We start from the raw sequence: 15502 nt of genomic DNA on the forward strand, positions 1-15502 counted from the left end.
AGTACTTTTAAATCCTAATATAAACTATAAATATAAAATTATGAATGAGGCCTGGATGCAAAAATGGGAAGAGGTAAAAGATAGACTTATATCTCCTGTAGATATTGAAACCTATTTCACTGCTGATGAAATTATGGATCAGAAAATGGAAGTGATGGAAATAGGAAATGTTTCCCTGCCTTCCGGAAAAGTAATTGTAAGAGATCCTTTAGTCTATTTAAATGCAAAGGAGAAACCCTATTTTGTTGAAGTACCCAAAGGTAATTTTCCTGTTAAGATTGCTGTTGCAAAACTAGAAGATTGGGGAGATCGTTATGCTGCTGTAAAAGTAGAATTTACAAAAGAAGAGGCTGTTGTATACAGAGAGGCATTAATAGGAGAAGAGGAACTTGGAGATTCTGAGGAAGAAGATTATTTTGGCTTTGTAGTAGACGCGGGGTTGGCATGTATTACGGATTCACAGGTCGTACCTTACGTGGATAAGTTTATTTCAGAACTTGACGTGGAGAATATTTATGATGATTATTTTGCAGAGCTTTTTGCCGAAAATTACAGAGAAAATCCAACAAATCAGAGAGATTTAGGAGATTGGATCAATTGGAAAGTGCCCAATACAGAATATCAGATTCCAATATTTGCAAGTGGTTTAGGAGATGGGGTATATCCTGTTTACTTTGGGTATGATGCTAAAGAAGAGATCTGCAGTCTTTATATTCACTTTATCGATATCGAAATGGAATTATCCGAAGTAGAAGAGGACGAGGACGATGATGATGAAATTTCAGAGCAGCCAGATAATTTCGTGTTTTTAAAATAGTTTTCCAATGAATAAAACTTTTGCAGAGCAGGTTATTGCATTCAATGAATACCTTACTTATTCCGGAGAACTTCCGGAAGGGTTTGTAGTTTTGAATCCGTATCTTGATAATCCTGAAACTATGGAGGTTATGCAAAAGTTTTATCACAAATATTATAATGACTCCCACAAAAGAAAGTTTATCATAGGGATTAATCCCAGTCGTTACGGAGCAGGAGTGACAGGAGTTCCATTTACAGATACCAAACGTCTGGAGGCTGTATGTGGAATAAAAATGGAATCGGCCCGTACTCATGAAGTATCTTCAGTTTTTATATATGATATGATTGAAGACTACGGCGGAGCAGATATATTCTATAAAGAGATGTATATCAATTCCCCATTTCCCCTGGCTATTGTAAAGAAGGCCAAAAAAGGGTGGGTTAATGCCAATTATTATGATGATAAAAAACTGTTTGAAGCAGTAAAAGACTTTATGATAGACTCACTGAAGAAGCATATGAGTCTGAATCTCGATCCCTCAGAGGTTTTTATCTTAGGAAAAAAGAATGCCGATTTTATTTCATCATTAAATAAAGAAGCAAAGCTGTTTGATAGAATGACTGTCCTGGAACATCCCAGGTATATCCAACAGTATAAATCAAAAGAGAAACAACTGTATATTGACAAATACATCCTGGCTCTGAAAAAATAAAAAATCCCTTGATCAATTGATCAAGGGATCGTCATTCATGTATTAGAATCTTTATCGGGGGATGACTGTGTCTGAGCTATTAATTTTTAATAATTTTAGAGCTTTCTGTGGATGTTTTGAGTATATAAGTTCCTTTTGGAAGCTCTGAAATATCGATGTTATTAATTCCTTTTGTGATAGGGAGTGTTTTTACCAGTTTCCCGTCCATACCATAAACCTGAGCATCTGTGGCTTTCTCTGTTTTAATGGAAAGAGGACCACTTGTAGGATTAGGGTAAATACTGATTTCTTTTTTAGAGGATTTGACCTCGCTGACAGCAAGTACAATACCACTATCTTTTACCCAGGTGAAAGCATCGAGGGCTATATATTGGTAAGACCCTCCTAAAGTCAGCTGAATCTCATCAACAATAATATTGCTGTAATTCTGCCCGTTGAGGTTCGTAAGGTCAATCAACGTATATCCGTTTGTTGGGGAGATAGAAGTTGTGAAACCTGAACTTTTAGTCTGAGTAAATTTTGTTACACCATTTAATTTCCCTGTAACAGTTAATGTTCCTGCAACGGTCAGGTCTAAATTTGCAGCAGAAACATATGCCCAAAATTTGTTTACTTTAAATAAATTGGATGTTGTTTTTATGCTGAATGACGCAGCTTCCGATTGATTTCCTGTTCCTGAATTGTCAATATATCGATTGTCATTGGCAGTACCATTCCATCCTGTTTGCGGATAATTGGCCTGAATATCAAAAATCATAGTGTGGGAAATGATATTGAAAATCACACCGTTATCAGTGAAGCTGGTGCTTCCATGTGATTCTGTTTCAAACTGTTCTGTACTCGTCTGTCCAAATGAAGTAATCGCTATGAAAAGACTGCAGATCGCAAAAAGTATAGTCCTTTTCATGATGTAATTTTTTAAGTTTGTTTATAATGTCAAAGTATTAATCTCTTGGAGGGTAAATTCCTGCAACACAGATAATGTAGTTTAAAGCCGAAAAAGGCGGCATATTGTTTACAGGAAGGTTCTGTCCTATATAAGAGATCGATTGTGTATTGATCACTGTGTCCGGAGCTGCATTTATATAGCTGGGAACCGCTGTAAAGTCTCTTCCGCTTTGTGTACCAGTGACAGCAAAAGAAGATGCTGAACTAGGTACGGAAGTAGTAGCGTTTGATTTGGATACCTTGAGCTGAAGGCCTCCAAAGCTTGGTAAATTGGATTGGAGAAGTGTATTTTGATCCGTTCCTGCCACCATACCTATCGGATATGATTTTCCGGTTTGTGATCCTGCTCCCAAAGCCATACGCCCAATGAGGTTAGGCAATGCAAAAGTGCTAATCCCATCACCGCCGTATATTGTTCCCAATAAAGAAAACAGAGCTGAATTCTGGGCGATACTCAGGAGTCTGCCATCACAAAGCATCCAGCCTCTAGGCACAAAACTTCCTGCAAATAGTTTTACAATTCCCATGTATTCTTCCATAATAATAGTTTTTCAGTTTTAAATTTTCCTACTCTCTTCCCGGCTTTTCGGATTCGGCCTTTGATTGTTTATTTTCTTAAGCCAAAGGAACAACTAATGATAAGGCAAGACTAGAGTATAAAATACCAAATTTCACAGTCCGTATTTATACGTAATTTGGGTTGGTTGCTATAGAGAAACTTTATAATTTAAAATGAGGATTTAATGCAGAATTTCTATCATTTAATTTTCTTTAAAAGCCTTCTATTTAGTATTTTTGTAAGAATCCAATAAAAGTAAAAATGAACGAATTCGTAGCGTCAGAAATTAAAAACAATATTGCCGAAATTACATTCGGAACTCCAAAAAGTAATGCACTTCCCGGTGCTATTTTAGAAAAGCTGGCTCAAACTATTTTAGAGGAAGCCGCAAAAGATGAGGTAAAGGCTATTTTAGTAAAGAGTGAAGGAGAAAAAGCCTTTTGTGCAGGAGCAAGCTTTGATGAATTATTGGCTATTGAAGAACTGGAAGCTTCTACGCAATTTTTTGGTGGGTTTGCTAAGGTTTTAAATGCAATGAGAAACTGTGGTAAAATTGTTGTGGTAAGAGTTCAGGGAAAAACAACAGGCGGTGGAGTAGGAATTGCGTGCGGAGCAGATTATTGTTTTGCTACAAAAGATTCTGCATTGGCCCTCACCGAAATTAATTTAGGAATAGGACCTTTTGTGATAGGCCCCTATGTAGAAAGAAAAATAGGGAAGTCACAGTTCTCTGCTATGGCAATTGATGCAGATTTCAGGTCTGCTGACTGGGCAGAACAGCATAATGTTTACCATTCTGTTTCCAATACTATTCAGGAAATGGACGAAAAACTGGAGAAATTTTTACAGACATTAGCTTCAAGAAACAGCGATGCCTTAGCTTTAATCAAAAAGGTTTCCTGGGAAGGAACAGATCATTTTAATGAATTGATGCCGGCAAGAATCCATATGAGTGCAAGCCTTATTTTGGAAGATTCTGCAAAGAAAAATATTGAAGCCATTAAAGAAAGATTAAGAGCCAAATAAATAAACAAAACAAAAGGCCATTGATTAATTCAGTGGCTTTTTTTGTACTCATAAATTGTTTTCCGGATCTTATGTATCCAGCTTGTGAATCGAAAGAATCACTTTACTGTATTTTAAATAGGTTACCACTACTTTTGTCCCAGCCTCATACCGGTGGTAATCTTCTCTTTCGGCCGGGAGCCTTATTTTCTCATGCTTGTTACGCCCGGCAAAAGTCATAATGTATTCATCATTTTCAGTTTTATGGCGGGATGTAACAATACTGGTCAGCTGATTTTTCCCATTTTCAATATCTTTTTTCCAGTTTCGAAGAAAATACTGATAGATCAGCCAGATGAGAGCATAAAAGAAAGCGTATAATGCTACTACAACGCCGATAAATAAAATATAATGGTAGTACTTGAAATTCTTAAAATCATTCTGTAGAAAGTAGCAGGCAATAAGCACAAGCATAATGAGAGCTACTAATAGGGAAGCTGGGACATTTTTGAAAAAATCTTTTTTTTGACTTGCTATATTGCTGATCTCGTCCTCATGTAATGGAATGTTCTCCTGTAAATGAATCTGTGAATAATCAACTACTACTTTTTCCATAAGGATTCAATATTATTAAGTTTATCTCAGCTTTTTTAAAGATAAGGTATTAAATGACCTGATTAGAAAAAGGTATTAATTTTTAAAAATTATTTTGCACATTCAAAATAAATTATAACTTTGTAATTCAAAGTTCTTTTTATGGAGACAAAAAACTATCACGAAGACTTATCTCATATCCGTTCCATGATGGAGCGGTCTTCCAGATTCATTTCACTAAGCGGGCTTTCTGGTGTTGTAGCAGGGCTTGCTGCTCTTATTGGTGCAGCGTATGTTTACTTTGTTTTTAAAAGAGAAGGGATTGATTACTTTGAAGGAGAGAGAAACTTTTTTGCTCCGGCACTGGTGAAAGAACTGACCTTTATTGGAACAGTTATTTTATTGGTAGCGGTTTTTAGTGGCTATATTTTTACAGCTCATAAAAGCAAAAAGAAAGGGCTGAAGATCTGGGATGCTACGACCAAAAGGCTTTTAATGACTTTTGCAGTACCATTATTGGCTGGCGGAGTTTTCTGCTTAGCACTGCTTTTTCACCATCTTTTTGTTTGGATTGCTCCTACTACGCTTATCTTTTATGGTTTGGCATTGGTAAGTGCAGAAAGATATACTTTGACAGATGTGAAATACCTGGGATACTGTGAAATCATTTTAGGTTTGTTTTCATTATTTTTTCTAGGCTGGGGATTAGTCTTCTGGTCTGTGGGCTTTGGTATTCTACATATTGTTTATGGCCTTATTATGCACAAAAAATATAAATAAAAACTAAATTTGCAGCTCGTCGGATGTGAGTTCTGCCATCTGCAACCTATTACCGTATCATGATAAAAATAAATCAACTCAATAAAGAATTTGAAAGTCGTGTAAGATTGGGCATTATGTCTGTTCTTATGGTTAATGACTGGGTTGATTTTTCTGAAATGAAAGGTTTACTGGAGATTACAGACGGTAATCTGGCCAGTCATAGTAGTGCTTTGGAAAAAAGCGGTTACATTGAAGTGAAAAAAGAATTTGTAGGAAAAAAACCGAAGACATCTTACCGTGTTACACAGAATGGCAGACAGGCTTTTACCGAACATCTGGACGCACTGGAAAAATTATTGGGACGTTGATCCTATATTTTTTTGAAATTTTACTTTGTAATTCAAAGTTCTTTGTATGAAATTTTAGCTCAAAATAAATAATGGAAGATCAAAACATTTTAAACCTTGGAAAAATGGTATTCGGAATGTCTTTTCTGGCAGGGAATATCTGTTTGTTCGGATATGTGATTACGAAGAATTTCTGGTTTGCTGATTCAGGATTCTTATTGCTGGTTTATGGAACCCTTATTAACCTCATTATCGTATTGGGATTATTGATCTATGGAGGTATCAGGAAAGCTAAACGTAAAACGTGCTTCCAATCTGCCGGCATCCTTCTGATCAATATCCCGTTTGCCATTATCTATACCATGATAGGAATTACCCATTTAAAATAAACAAACAATATATTATGAAAAAAATACGTGTCCAATTTCTGCTTTTTGTATATGATAAAACCCAAAAGCTGTACAGGAAATATTTTAAAAAGAAAAAAAGACAGTGGCAGTTTACGGAAAAACAACTGCTGGAATTTCAAGAAGATTCTTTGGGGAGAAAACTTGGAGAATTTTATAAAAAATATGGGTTTTCTATGATCCCTAAAATGGAGAATCACGATGTTCATCATCTGATCACAGGCTGCGGAACCAATTTCGAAGATGAAATCGCCATGCAGTATCTTTTGCTGGGAAATGGTAAACTCAATGCCCATCTTTTGGCAGCAATCGTATTGGGAACATTTATTTTGCCGGAATATGTGAAAATTTATATCAAAGCCTATAAGAAAGGACAGGATATGAGAGCCTTTCATGAATGGGACTTTGAAGGCCTCCTATGGCAAAATTTTGACCATCTGAAAGATTTTATTCACCAGAAAGATCATGTTGTTCTTCACTAAATATTATTCTTATGAAAAACAGAGTATTCAGCCAGCTGGGAAGACGAACATTCCTTATATCCTTCCTTTGTGGCACCTTTTTACTCTTATCTTTTCTGCTCACCAGATTAGATTTTCTGCTCATAACAGGCTTTTATTATGTGATCGGTGCAGCAATCATCAACCTGCTTATTCTTCTGTATGAATTGATAGAATATGCCAATAATGCATCTGAAAATAAAAATTCCGGAAACGCTGTGCTGTTATTATTAGTCAATATCCCAGTTGCGATAGGATATTTTTTTATAGTCTGCGAATCCTTGTAATTATTGATGACCCTTTTAACCCTTATATATTTATTATCATGAAAACACATCATTATATATTTCTTACAACTGCCTTATTTGTCTTTGTATTTTACGATCAGGACATGGGGCTGAACCTCGGAATTCTGGGAGCAGTATATGCTGTCTTAACTCTGTTTAAAACTGCAGAAAAAAATAAAACCAGAACTTTGTATCTTCTGTTCGGAACAAGTATTCTTTCAAGCATAGCTTTTGCATGGTATGGAGATTTTCCGTCTTTCCTGGCAGTTGTAAGTTCACTGCTTCTGTTATCATATAAGTCGAAAAACAGAACTATGAAAATCCTTTTTCTCATTCCTGTTTTTATTGTGAACAGCTGTACCTCATTCTGCCGGTTTTTTAGTTTTGACGCCTGGCTGCCTCAAAGAAATATTTCCGGTTTATGGCAGAAGATATTGTCTTTTGTTCTGATTCCTCTTATATTACTTTCTGTATTTTTTGGAATTTACTCTGCTGGAAGTGATCATTTTGCTGCTCTTTTTACAGACTATGAATTGGATATTAACCTTTGGCAGATATTCTGTCTTTCAGCTTTAGGTTTTTTTATAGCCTTTAATTACTGGAACTATGCCGTGGAAAGATTGATCTATAAAAACCATCATATCCTGAATGATGAATTTCAGAAAGACTCTCAGGTTCCAACATCTACCTATTCTTTCCTGGATCTTAATTCCGAAAGGATAAGCGGCGTGATGTCTTTCCTTTTGCTTAATATCTTACTGGTCTTTTTTATCATTACTTACAATTACGAGCAATTTTATGAAGTTACCAAAACACCCGTACAGCTTTCAGAAGAAACCCATGAGAGGGTGAATGCGGTGATCATGTCCATTGTTATGGCTATTTTGGTGATTATGTTTTACTTTAAAGGTGGTTTTAATTTTGATCCTAAAGCCGGTCTGTTGAAGATTTTGGCCAAAATATGGATCTTCCTCAATGCTGTTCTGGTACTGTCTGCTGCGGTAAAAAACTATGAATATATTGTGAATTATGCCTTTACCTATAAAAGATTGGGGGTCTTTGCCTTTCTGCTTTTGTCACTAATTGGGCTGGCTTTAACCTTTATCAAAATCCAGAAGAAAAAAAGAAATGCTTTCCTGTTCAATACCATGGTTTGGTATATGTACGGAACCATTTTGGTGTGCAGCTATATCAATTGGGGAGGTTTTATCACTTCTCAGAATATGAAGCGCAAAGATTTTGCCGTTAATTACCACTTGGGGTCTGTCAATTTCAGTGAGAAAGGATTATGGAAATATGCAAAAGACAAGAATGATAGCCAGCTTCAAAAAAAGCTGGAGGAAAAAACGAAAAATGAAAGGTCAAAAACTTTTCTTTCAAAGATCATGTATTATCAAACTATAGAATAATCCAGTATGAAACAATTGATTGAGTCTCCACGATTTAAAATGAATATGTTGCTTATACTCATGACTTTGTTTTGTGTTAGTCTGTCTGTTTTCAGATATTACATCACCGAAACTAAAGTGTTTTTTTTCCTGAACTGGAACTTATTCCTGGCATGGATTCCTTTAGCACTAAGTACCTTTCTTGTCGCCTTTACGGTTAGAAGTAAAGTTTCTTTATCCGTGATTATAGTGGTATGGATCTTATTTTTCCCCAATTCTCCATATATTCTGACCGATCTTTTTCATCTAAAAGCGAGAAATACGGTTCCTATCTGGTATGATCTTATTGTTATTCTGTCATATGCCTGGACAGGGTTGGTTTGTGGTTTTATAAGCCTTAGCGATATTGAAAAACGACTTTCAGAGTACTGTCAGGGAACTATGCTCAATGCTATTGTTATCAGCTTTCTTTTTATGAGCAGTTTTGGGGTTTACCTGGGAAGATTTCTCAGATGGAACAGTTGGGATGTTCTCCATAATCCTTTTGGATTATTCAATGATATTGTGGTAAGATTTATTTACCCGCTGGAGTATACAAAAACCTGGGGTGTTACCATTCTAATGGGTGTTCTGCTTAATTTTATGTACTTCACCTTTAAACTGGTGAGAAACAATAATGAAAGAATTATACAACCGGGAAATGTGAACAATTTATAAGAGTTGGAACAATTTTAGCATTTATAATGGACAATATCAAACAGAATGTTGATTTTATACATTCGTAAAATTAATTATTATGAAAAAAAGCTTATTGTTAATACCATTGATTATTATTTCCTGTAAAAAAGAAGCTAACGTACCGGCAGTATCCGATAAAGATTCTGCGGTGGTAACAGAGATGCCGGATTCTGTGATGAAACCGGATTCTGCAGCATTGAGAAAAAAAGATTCAATCATTAACAATGCTCCTGCTACAAAAGAAGTTCTACGTAAAGGTGTCATGAGAGATGAGAAAGACGGACAGATCATTAGAACAGCAGATGCTTCCCAGCTTCCTTTTACCTTGGGAGAAGAGTTTACAAAAGAGGGTCAGGAATTGGTCTTAAAAATTACTAATTATGAGAAGCCTTCTATCAAAGCTGCAATTACAACCAAGCAAAAAGATTTTAATATCCGCTTTAACCAGATTAAGCTTCCAAACGGAGATTATGACGGACCTTTCGGAAGAGAAATTACTCATGAAGTTTCCGGGAAAGGTGAAGTTTGGCTGATCATTGGAAAAAGTAATATGGCTTCTGGAAATACGAAAGGAAATTTTACAGTAAGTATTGACTAAGGTAAACGAATTTGGTACAGTTTCTGCAAACTAAACTTTAAAATTTAAATTTAATATTATGAAAAATATAGTTCTAACCGCAATGGCTGCTTCGGCTGTACTTGTAAGCTGCGGAACCGTACAATCGCTGGTTCAGAATACCTTCCCATACACAACGAATGTTTTAGTTTCTACAGGAGTGCCTGCAGATAAAGAAGTTTCTTCTACGGCGACGGCTACCAATGTTCAAACCTGGTTTGGGGGAAATAATAATGCCAAGATTAAAGATGTAAGGATTTCTGACGCTAAAGTATCTATAGTATCTCCTGCCGGAGGTAATTTGAGTGCATTCAAATCCGTGAAGATATATGTTTCTTCTACAGGAACCAATGAAAGGCTTATTGCTTCTCGTTCAAATATATCCACAAACTCATCCAGCTTAAATTTAGATCTGAATGATACGGGGTTTCTTGACGAAATAGTAAAAAGTTCGGGACTTACCGTAAGAACTGTTTATGAGCTGAAAAATCAAACCACTTCAGACATGAACATCAAAGTAGCTCTAAATTTCAGCAGCGTTCCTGCAAAATAAGAGTATAATAACAGAGTAAAAAACGTCTTTCAAAATTCTTGAAAGACGTTTTTGTTTATATTATAATTTTGAAAATTTTTCTACTGCTCTCCGTTGGCCATCATTGAAATTGATGATATACTGACCTTGTGGAAGTTGTGAAACATTGATTTTTTCATCAGGAATAATGGACCCTTTGTTCACAGTTCGTCCATTCATATTGATAATTTCAAAATCAAGCTTTTTATTTTCTTTGCTTTGAACTGCTATATAGCTTGTTGTTGGATTTGGATAAATTTTAATTTCTAAAGGAAGCTGGCTTTTAATTGTGCCCCGCAGGGTACTTTCCAATTGCAGTATAGCATTTTTTACATTAGGTAAAGGACCTATTTTTTGGTTGACAACTGTCCCTCCCTGAGGAATTCCTGTGCTTATTAAAAGGTTTTTCATAGCTGAAGGGCTTAGGTACTGGCCCGTATTCTGGTAGTAATAAGACTGGATCAGTGTTGCTGCCGAAGCCACTACAGGAGTTGCGGAACTTGTTCCATTAAAATAAGTATAAGTCCTGTTATTGTCGTTGTCATATTTTTGATATGAGCCATATCCTGCTGCCAGTACATTGCTTCCCCAACCCTGTACATCCACTCTGTTTCCGTAGGTACTGAAACTTAGTTTCGAGTGGGTAGTATTAGGAGAGCCTGCACCTACAATAATGGCCCCACTGTTTCCTCTTGCATTATAAGCTGCATAGAAGGGATCATCAAGGTTTTGATTTCCATTTCCTGCTGCTGCAATAATGATAATTCCGGAATCGGTCGCTGCTTTTGTCAGATCCCAGATAACGCTATCATATTCTGCAGGACAATATTGATTATCTTTTCCTCCTGTCTGCATTTCATATAAAATAATATCACCGGCCTGAGACGCATTGATCGATCTGCTTACTGCTGAAGCTCTGTTGTAGCCTACAGTAGTCCATTCCATATATCCCTTTATTTCAGAGGCGCTGTAGGCCGCTCCGGAAAGTCCGATATTATCTTTTACAGATCCTAAAATACTTACCACAGCCGTTCCGTGATCACGGTAGTTATTATTTGATAAACCGGAGTTGGGACTGTATCCGGGCTCCAGTTGTATAGCGTTTTGATTAGCCAGCATTTCGTGTGTTTTATAAAAACCATATTCAACATCACGAATTCGGATATTTTGCCCTGTAATTCCTCTGGACCATGCATAGGTGGCGTTGATTCCCGGATTATCGGTCAGATAAGTCTGCAAGCTTTCTAAATTGGGAGTGGTTACAAATGTATTAACCAATGGAGGCTCAATAGGCTCACTACTCATTACCGATACATATTCTATTTCAGGGAACCTTTCAAGAATCTGAATGAGCTTTTTAGCTGTATCTCCATTTTGAACCGGAACATCGGCTTTAAAAATCCTTTTCAGTTTTTCCACAGACTCCCCGGAAAAACCATTCATTCTGCTGTTTTTTGCCATTTCATCCAATTTCGTATCGCTGAAACCAAGATCATACGTAAAGGAAATTTTATTTTCAGTGATGAATTTTTCCAAATCCGGATTCTTATCAAATGCCACTTTCTCTGAGGTAATACCTTTTGAAAAGCATACATAAATATTTGAATTAAGATGAGTACCCCGATCTGAAGAATGCTGACCGAAAGAAACAGAGCAGGAGAGCAGTAATGCTAAAAGACTAATTTTTGTTTTCATAAAATATTTGTTAAATGGTTGTGAATTAAGTTTGTTTATGGTAAAAATAATAATAAAATAAAAACAAAATCACAGTATTGTGAATTTATTTAAAAGAAAATTTTATTTTAAATAGATGATTAGGCTCTTCAGGCTATACTAGAGTATATAACAGAGTTTATAAAAATTATATAATAAAAAAAACACCTTTCGACCTAGCCGAAAGGTGTTTTTTAGATTGGTAAATCAAAGCAAAATACTCAGATTCCCGATATAATGTGATCAATTATAAAACTCATCGTCTTCTTGATTTTTATGATAAAATATGTGCTTTTTACCCATAATCTGATACTCAATTCCAATACTGTCTTTATTGCTGCTGATTAATTTTGCCTGTTGGATCTGAGGATCTTTTTGGCCGGGTTCACGTTTGAGAGGGTTTTGAATAACATGTTCTACAACTTCTAAATAAGGGGTTTTGTAGATTTTTTTTTCAAGGATACCTTCTTTTTTGTAAATATAAATTTGGGGCTTGTTTAAAGCTCCAGGCCTTGTTCTCTCAATTCTGTAGCTGTCATTAAGCTCAATCTGTTGATAATCATCGATAGTTGAAAAATAATAGACGATCCCAAAGAAAGGAATCATCATAGGTAGTATGCTTAAAATAATGACAGAAACAAGCAGTGTAAAATAAGCTTTTGCTGTTTTTCTCTTCCAGAATCTTATGATCATAAATACAGTCATCGCAAGCCAGGCCCAATTAATCAATTTATCAGTATAATAACCAGCGAAACTATATTGCTTCCAGCTTAAAATGATTTCAATGACAAATAAAACAGTAATGGCCAGGTAAATAATAGGTAGGTGTTTACTTTTCATCAAGGTCATTAGTTTTTTGTGATTGAATCCATAACAATGGTAACGGGACCATCGTTGATCAGTGAAACTTTCATATCAGCACCAAAGATTCCGCTTTCCGTTTTTAATCCTGATTTTGCTATTTCTTCTTTAAAATAATCAAATAGAGGAATGGCCTTATCCGGTTTGGCTGCTTTGATAAAAGAAGGGCGGTTTCCTTTTTTATAATCTGCGATCAGTGTAAATTGGCTGATGCAGAGGATTTCTCCTGAAATATCTTTTACAGAAAGATTAAGTTTGTCTTCTTCATCACCAAAGATCCTGAGATTTAGGATTTTTTGTACAAGCCAGTCGGCGTCTTTTTTTTCATCATTTTCATCAATGCCCACCAAAAGCATTAATCCTTTTCCTATTTCTCCAACGGTTTTTCCATCTACTTTTACACGGGCCTCAGAAACTCTTTGTATAACGATCTTCATTTTTAATTATAATTGTGTTTTGCTAAAAAAGATAGGAATGAAATATTCCCGATCTTAATCACTTTTTTTGTAAAATCCTAAATTACAGATTTAACTTCAGTATGTCAAAATCTTCTCTCTTCTTTTTTTAATATTATCTGTAAAAATACTGGATTTTATTCATATCATTGCCTTTCATTATCAATTTAAGGAACATATTCCCGCGGGAATCAAGAGCTGAATCAATAAAACAAGCACCAGATGACAGGTGGCCTTATGAGATAAAAAAACTATTGACAAGAGTGAATTTTTTTAAACATTTGAATTATTTATGAAAAAGATTATTGCATTACTGTTATTCGGTACTCAATGTTGGTTGTATGCCCAGAATGATCGGTTTATTTATGCGGTTGACTACAAAAAAGACTCCACCTCTCAGGAAATGACCCGAGAGAATTATATTTTAGATATTACCAAAGAAGATCTTGCTTATTATAACCGGATTGATTATATTAATGATTCAGTATTCGCAAGTACCGGAAAAGATGGTTTTAAAGGATTTAAGCTGACTCCATTTTTTACTAAAAAACTAAATAATCCTCTGTATGAAAATTATGAATACATAGGAGACGTCAATTTTTATAAAATAGAAGAGGCTGTTACCCTTGACTGGAAAATTACCGATCATACAAAACAGATCAATGAATTAAAGGTACAACAGGCAGAAACCAACTTTGGCGGAAGAAAATGGATTGCCTGGTTTACTCCGGAAATTCCATTGTCCTATGGGCCTTATAAATTCAATGGTTTACCGGGGCTGATTATAGAAATATATGATACCCGTAAAAATTATTTTTTTCAACTGATTAAAAGTGAAAAAATTGCGGATAATTACCAAAGCCATACATTGAAAGGACGTAAGAGTAACGCTATAAAAACAAATTACAAAAAACTGGGTCATTTAAAATTAGAATTGTATCAGGATCCTTTTAAATATGTTTTTAACGGAAAACTAAGCATTCCGGAAGGGAAAAAGCTGTTACTCGATGACGGAACGATCTTAAGCAAAGAAGAATTAAAACCTGCCGAGAAAAGAGAAAGAGAAAAGATGAGGTCTTTTAATAATCCGGTAGAATTGGATAAAGCCGTGAAATATCCGGATTAAATAAAAAACCGCAACAAGAGATTGCGGTTTTTATTTAGTAGTAAATATTTAAAACTTTAGTGGCAGTATCATAATTAAAAGGATACGTTTTGGGAGGAAGTGAGGTTTTAGAACCCGATTCAGGCTGACCGTTTCTTAAAATCCATCTGCTATTATCTTTTGGACATACAATAGCAATATTGTCTTTTACCTCAAGAGTGGTGTTATTATCCGGGCATATATGAGGGGCATTTCTATCATATGCTTTGAAGGAATTTCCCACACGAACAACGATGAGTCCTCTGGTTCCGGATTGTTGTTCATTTACATAAATCCAGCCATTATCGTAGTTCAAATTATTATAAGCCGGCAGGTTTAAATTCAAACTGACATTGATTGGATTATTGGGAAAGCAGCTTACCGTATCTTCTCTGCTTCCGCATGAGTTTATAGATAAAATACTGAAAATCAATAAGGTGAAAATAGATATTATTGAGAAAGTTTTTTTCATTTCAATTTAAATTTTTATATATTTGTAAAAGTTAAACGATTATAACACGTAAAACATTGTCCGGCAAATGTCGGATTATTTTTTTATACTAAAACTAAATTTCGAAAATTATGGCAAGCTATGTAACCAAGGAGGGACTAGGGAAAATGAAAGCTGAGCTGGAACAGTTGGAAACTGTGGAAAGACCAAAAATAACTCAGCAGATCGCAGAAGCAAGAGATAAAGGAGATTTGTCTGAAAATGCTGAATATGATGCGGCTAAAGAGGCGCAAGGAATGCTTGAAATGAGAATTTCAAAGCTGAAAGATGCTGTTGCAACTTCTAAAATTATAGACGAAAGTCAACTAGATACATCAAAAGTTTCCATTTTAACAACAGTGAAGCTTAAGAACAACGCTACAAAACAAGAGCAGGTATTTAAATTAGTGCCTGATAATGAAAGCGATCTTAAAACAGGAAAAATCTCTGTAAACACACCTATCGCAAAAGGTCTGTTAGGAAAAGTAATAGGCGAAACTGCAGAAATTACTTTACCAAACGGAAACAAACTGTCTTTTGAAGTATTAGACATTTCTCTATAGTCTGATATAAAATTTCTATTTCTAAACTTCTAATATCTAACGC

Annotated in this window: 21 protein-coding genes; 14 read left to right on the plus strand and 7 right to left on the minus strand. The window is 35.4% G+C overall.

What is annotated here, in order from left to right; genetic code table 11:
* The first annotated feature begins 40 nt into the window (after window positions 1-40).
* Together B8967_RS21345 and B8967_RS21350 are read left to right on the plus strand one after the other, a co-directional pair.
* Entirely contained in the window at window positions 41-817 is a 777-nt protein-coding gene (locus B8967_RS21345; protein ID WP_084087804.1) for a DUF4241 domain-containing protein, read from the plus strand.
* A gap of 7 nt (window positions 818-824) precedes the next feature.
* Entirely contained in the window at window positions 825-1511 is a 687-nt protein-coding gene (locus tag B8967_RS21350; protein WP_084087805.1) for an SMUG2 DNA glycosylase family protein, read from the plus strand.
* Between the two features lie 79 nt (window positions 1512-1590).
* Here the strand turns inward: B8967_RS21350 and B8967_RS21355 are convergent, their stop codons facing one another.
* A complete protein-coding gene (locus B8967_RS21355) occupies window positions 1591-2418 on the minus strand; it encodes a T9SS type A sorting domain-containing protein (RefSeq protein WP_084087806.1) in 828 nt (275 codons plus the stop codon).
* A gap of 37 nt (window positions 2419-2455) precedes the next feature.
* The gene (locus B8967_RS21360) at window positions 2456-2998 is read right to left on the minus strand and encodes a phage tail protein (protein ID WP_047496748.1); all 543 of its coding nucleotides are present in this window, start codon (window positions 2996-2998) and stop codon (window positions 2456-2458) included.
* A 281-nt stretch (window positions 2999-3279) separates the two neighbouring features.
* Between B8967_RS21360 and B8967_RS21365 the strand changes: the two genes are divergently transcribed.
* Window positions 3280-4044: an enoyl-CoA hydratase/isomerase family protein gene (locus B8967_RS21365; protein ID WP_084087807.1), complete on the plus strand. Its 765-nt coding sequence runs from the start codon at window positions 3280-3282 to the stop codon at window positions 4042-4044.
* A 69-nt stretch (window positions 4045-4113) separates the two neighbouring features.
* Here the strand turns inward: B8967_RS21365 and B8967_RS21370 are convergent, their stop codons facing one another.
* Window positions 4114-4638 (minus strand): hypothetical protein, encoded by a 525-nt coding sequence (locus B8967_RS21370; protein ID WP_084087808.1) that lies wholly within the window; start codon window positions 4636-4638, stop codon window positions 4114-4116.
* Window positions 4639-4779: 141 nt separating this feature from the next.
* Between B8967_RS21370 and B8967_RS21375 the strand changes: the two genes are divergently transcribed.
* The 9 genes from B8967_RS21375 to B8967_RS21415 all read left to right on the plus strand — a co-directional run bounded on the left by B8967_RS21375 (window position 4780) and on the right by B8967_RS21415 (window position 10215).
* Window positions 4780-5397 (plus strand): hypothetical protein, encoded by a 618-nt coding sequence (locus B8967_RS21375; RefSeq protein ID WP_084087809.1) that lies wholly within the window; start codon window positions 4780-4782, stop codon window positions 5395-5397.
* Window positions 5398-5456: 59 nt separating this feature from the next.
* A complete protein-coding gene (locus B8967_RS21380) occupies window positions 5457-5747 on the plus strand; it encodes a winged helix-turn-helix domain-containing protein (protein ID WP_047496737.1) in 291 nt (96 codons plus the stop codon).
* A 71-nt stretch (window positions 5748-5818) separates the two neighbouring features.
* Window positions 5819-6115, plus strand: a complete 297-nt coding sequence (locus B8967_RS21385; RefSeq protein ID WP_084087810.1) for a hypothetical protein — start codon at window positions 5819-5821, stop codon at window positions 6113-6115.
* A gap of 14 nt (window positions 6116-6129) precedes the next feature.
* Window positions 6130-6615, plus strand: coding sequence for a Coq4 family protein (locus B8967_RS21390; protein WP_084087811.1), 486 nt, complete (start codon window positions 6130-6132; stop codon window positions 6613-6615).
* 11 nt (window positions 6616-6626) lie between these two features.
* Window positions 6627-6920, plus strand: coding sequence for a hypothetical protein (locus tag B8967_RS21395; protein WP_047496726.1), 294 nt, complete (start codon window positions 6627-6629; stop codon window positions 6918-6920).
* Window positions 6921-6958: 38 nt separating this feature from the next.
* Window positions 6959-8329 (plus strand): DUF4153 domain-containing protein, encoded by a 1371-nt coding sequence (locus B8967_RS21400; protein WP_084087812.1) that lies wholly within the window; start codon window positions 6959-6961, stop codon window positions 8327-8329.
* Between the two features lie 6 nt (window positions 8330-8335).
* The gene (locus B8967_RS21405) at window positions 8336-9025 is read left to right on the plus strand and encodes a DUF1361 domain-containing protein (protein ID WP_084087813.1); all 690 of its coding nucleotides are present in this window, start codon (window positions 8336-8338) and stop codon (window positions 9023-9025) included.
* A gap of 79 nt (window positions 9026-9104) precedes the next feature.
* On the plus strand, window positions 9105-9644 hold the full coding sequence (locus tag B8967_RS21410) for a hypothetical protein (RefSeq protein WP_047496714.1): 540 nt from the start codon (window positions 9105-9107) through the stop codon (window positions 9642-9644).
* Window positions 9645-9702: 58 nt separating this feature from the next.
* On the plus strand, window positions 9703-10215 hold the full coding sequence (locus tag B8967_RS21415) for a hypothetical protein (RefSeq protein ID WP_047496711.1): 513 nt from the start codon (window positions 9703-9705) through the stop codon (window positions 10213-10215).
* Between the two features lie 60 nt (window positions 10216-10275).
* On the opposite strand, the gene B8967_RS21420 is transcribed toward B8967_RS21415, so the two are convergent.
* From B8967_RS21420 to dtd, 3 genes are all read right to left on the minus strand, one after another.
* The gene (locus B8967_RS21420) at window positions 10276-11928 is read right to left on the minus strand and encodes a S8 family peptidase (RefSeq protein ID WP_084087814.1); all 1653 of its coding nucleotides are present in this window, start codon (window positions 11926-11928) and stop codon (window positions 10276-10278) included.
* Window positions 11929-12189: 261 nt separating this feature from the next.
* The gene (locus tag B8967_RS21425) at window positions 12190-12786 is read right to left on the minus strand and encodes a hypothetical protein (RefSeq protein WP_123863362.1); all 597 of its coding nucleotides are present in this window, start codon (window positions 12784-12786) and stop codon (window positions 12190-12192) included.
* An 8-nt stretch (window positions 12787-12794) separates the two neighbouring features.
* Window positions 12795-13244 carry a D-aminoacyl-tRNA deacylase gene (gene dtd, locus B8967_RS21430; protein WP_084087816.1) on the minus strand — a complete coding sequence of 150 codons (450 nt, stop codon included), beginning with the start codon at window positions 13242-13244 and terminating at the stop codon, window positions 12795-12797.
* A gap of 310 nt (window positions 13245-13554) precedes the next feature.
* On the opposite strand from dtd, the gene B8967_RS21435 reads away from it, so the two are divergent.
* Window positions 13555-14388 carry a GLPGLI family protein gene (locus tag B8967_RS21435; RefSeq protein WP_084087817.1) on the plus strand — a complete coding sequence of 278 codons (834 nt, stop codon included), beginning with the start codon at window positions 13555-13557 and terminating at the stop codon, window positions 14386-14388.
* Window positions 14389-14422: 34 nt separating this feature from the next.
* On the opposite strand, the gene B8967_RS21440 is transcribed toward B8967_RS21435, so the two are convergent.
* Window positions 14423-14878: a Rieske (2Fe-2S) protein gene (locus B8967_RS21440; protein WP_047496701.1), complete on the minus strand. Its 456-nt coding sequence runs from the start codon at window positions 14876-14878 to the stop codon at window positions 14423-14425.
* A 110-nt stretch (window positions 14879-14988) separates the two neighbouring features.
* Between B8967_RS21440 and greA the strand changes: the two genes are divergently transcribed.
* Window positions 14989-15459, plus strand: a complete 471-nt coding sequence (gene greA, locus B8967_RS21445) for a transcription elongation factor GreA (protein WP_047496698.1) — start codon at window positions 14989-14991, stop codon at window positions 15457-15459.
* The last annotated feature ends 43 nt before the right edge of the window (window positions 15460-15502 follow it).

The sequence above is a fragment of the Chryseobacterium sp. YR221 genome, assembly GCF_900176315.1.
In the GTDB taxonomy this organism is placed as follows: domain Bacteria; phylum Bacteroidota; class Bacteroidia; order Flavobacteriales; family Weeksellaceae; genus Chryseobacterium; species Chryseobacterium rhizosphaerae.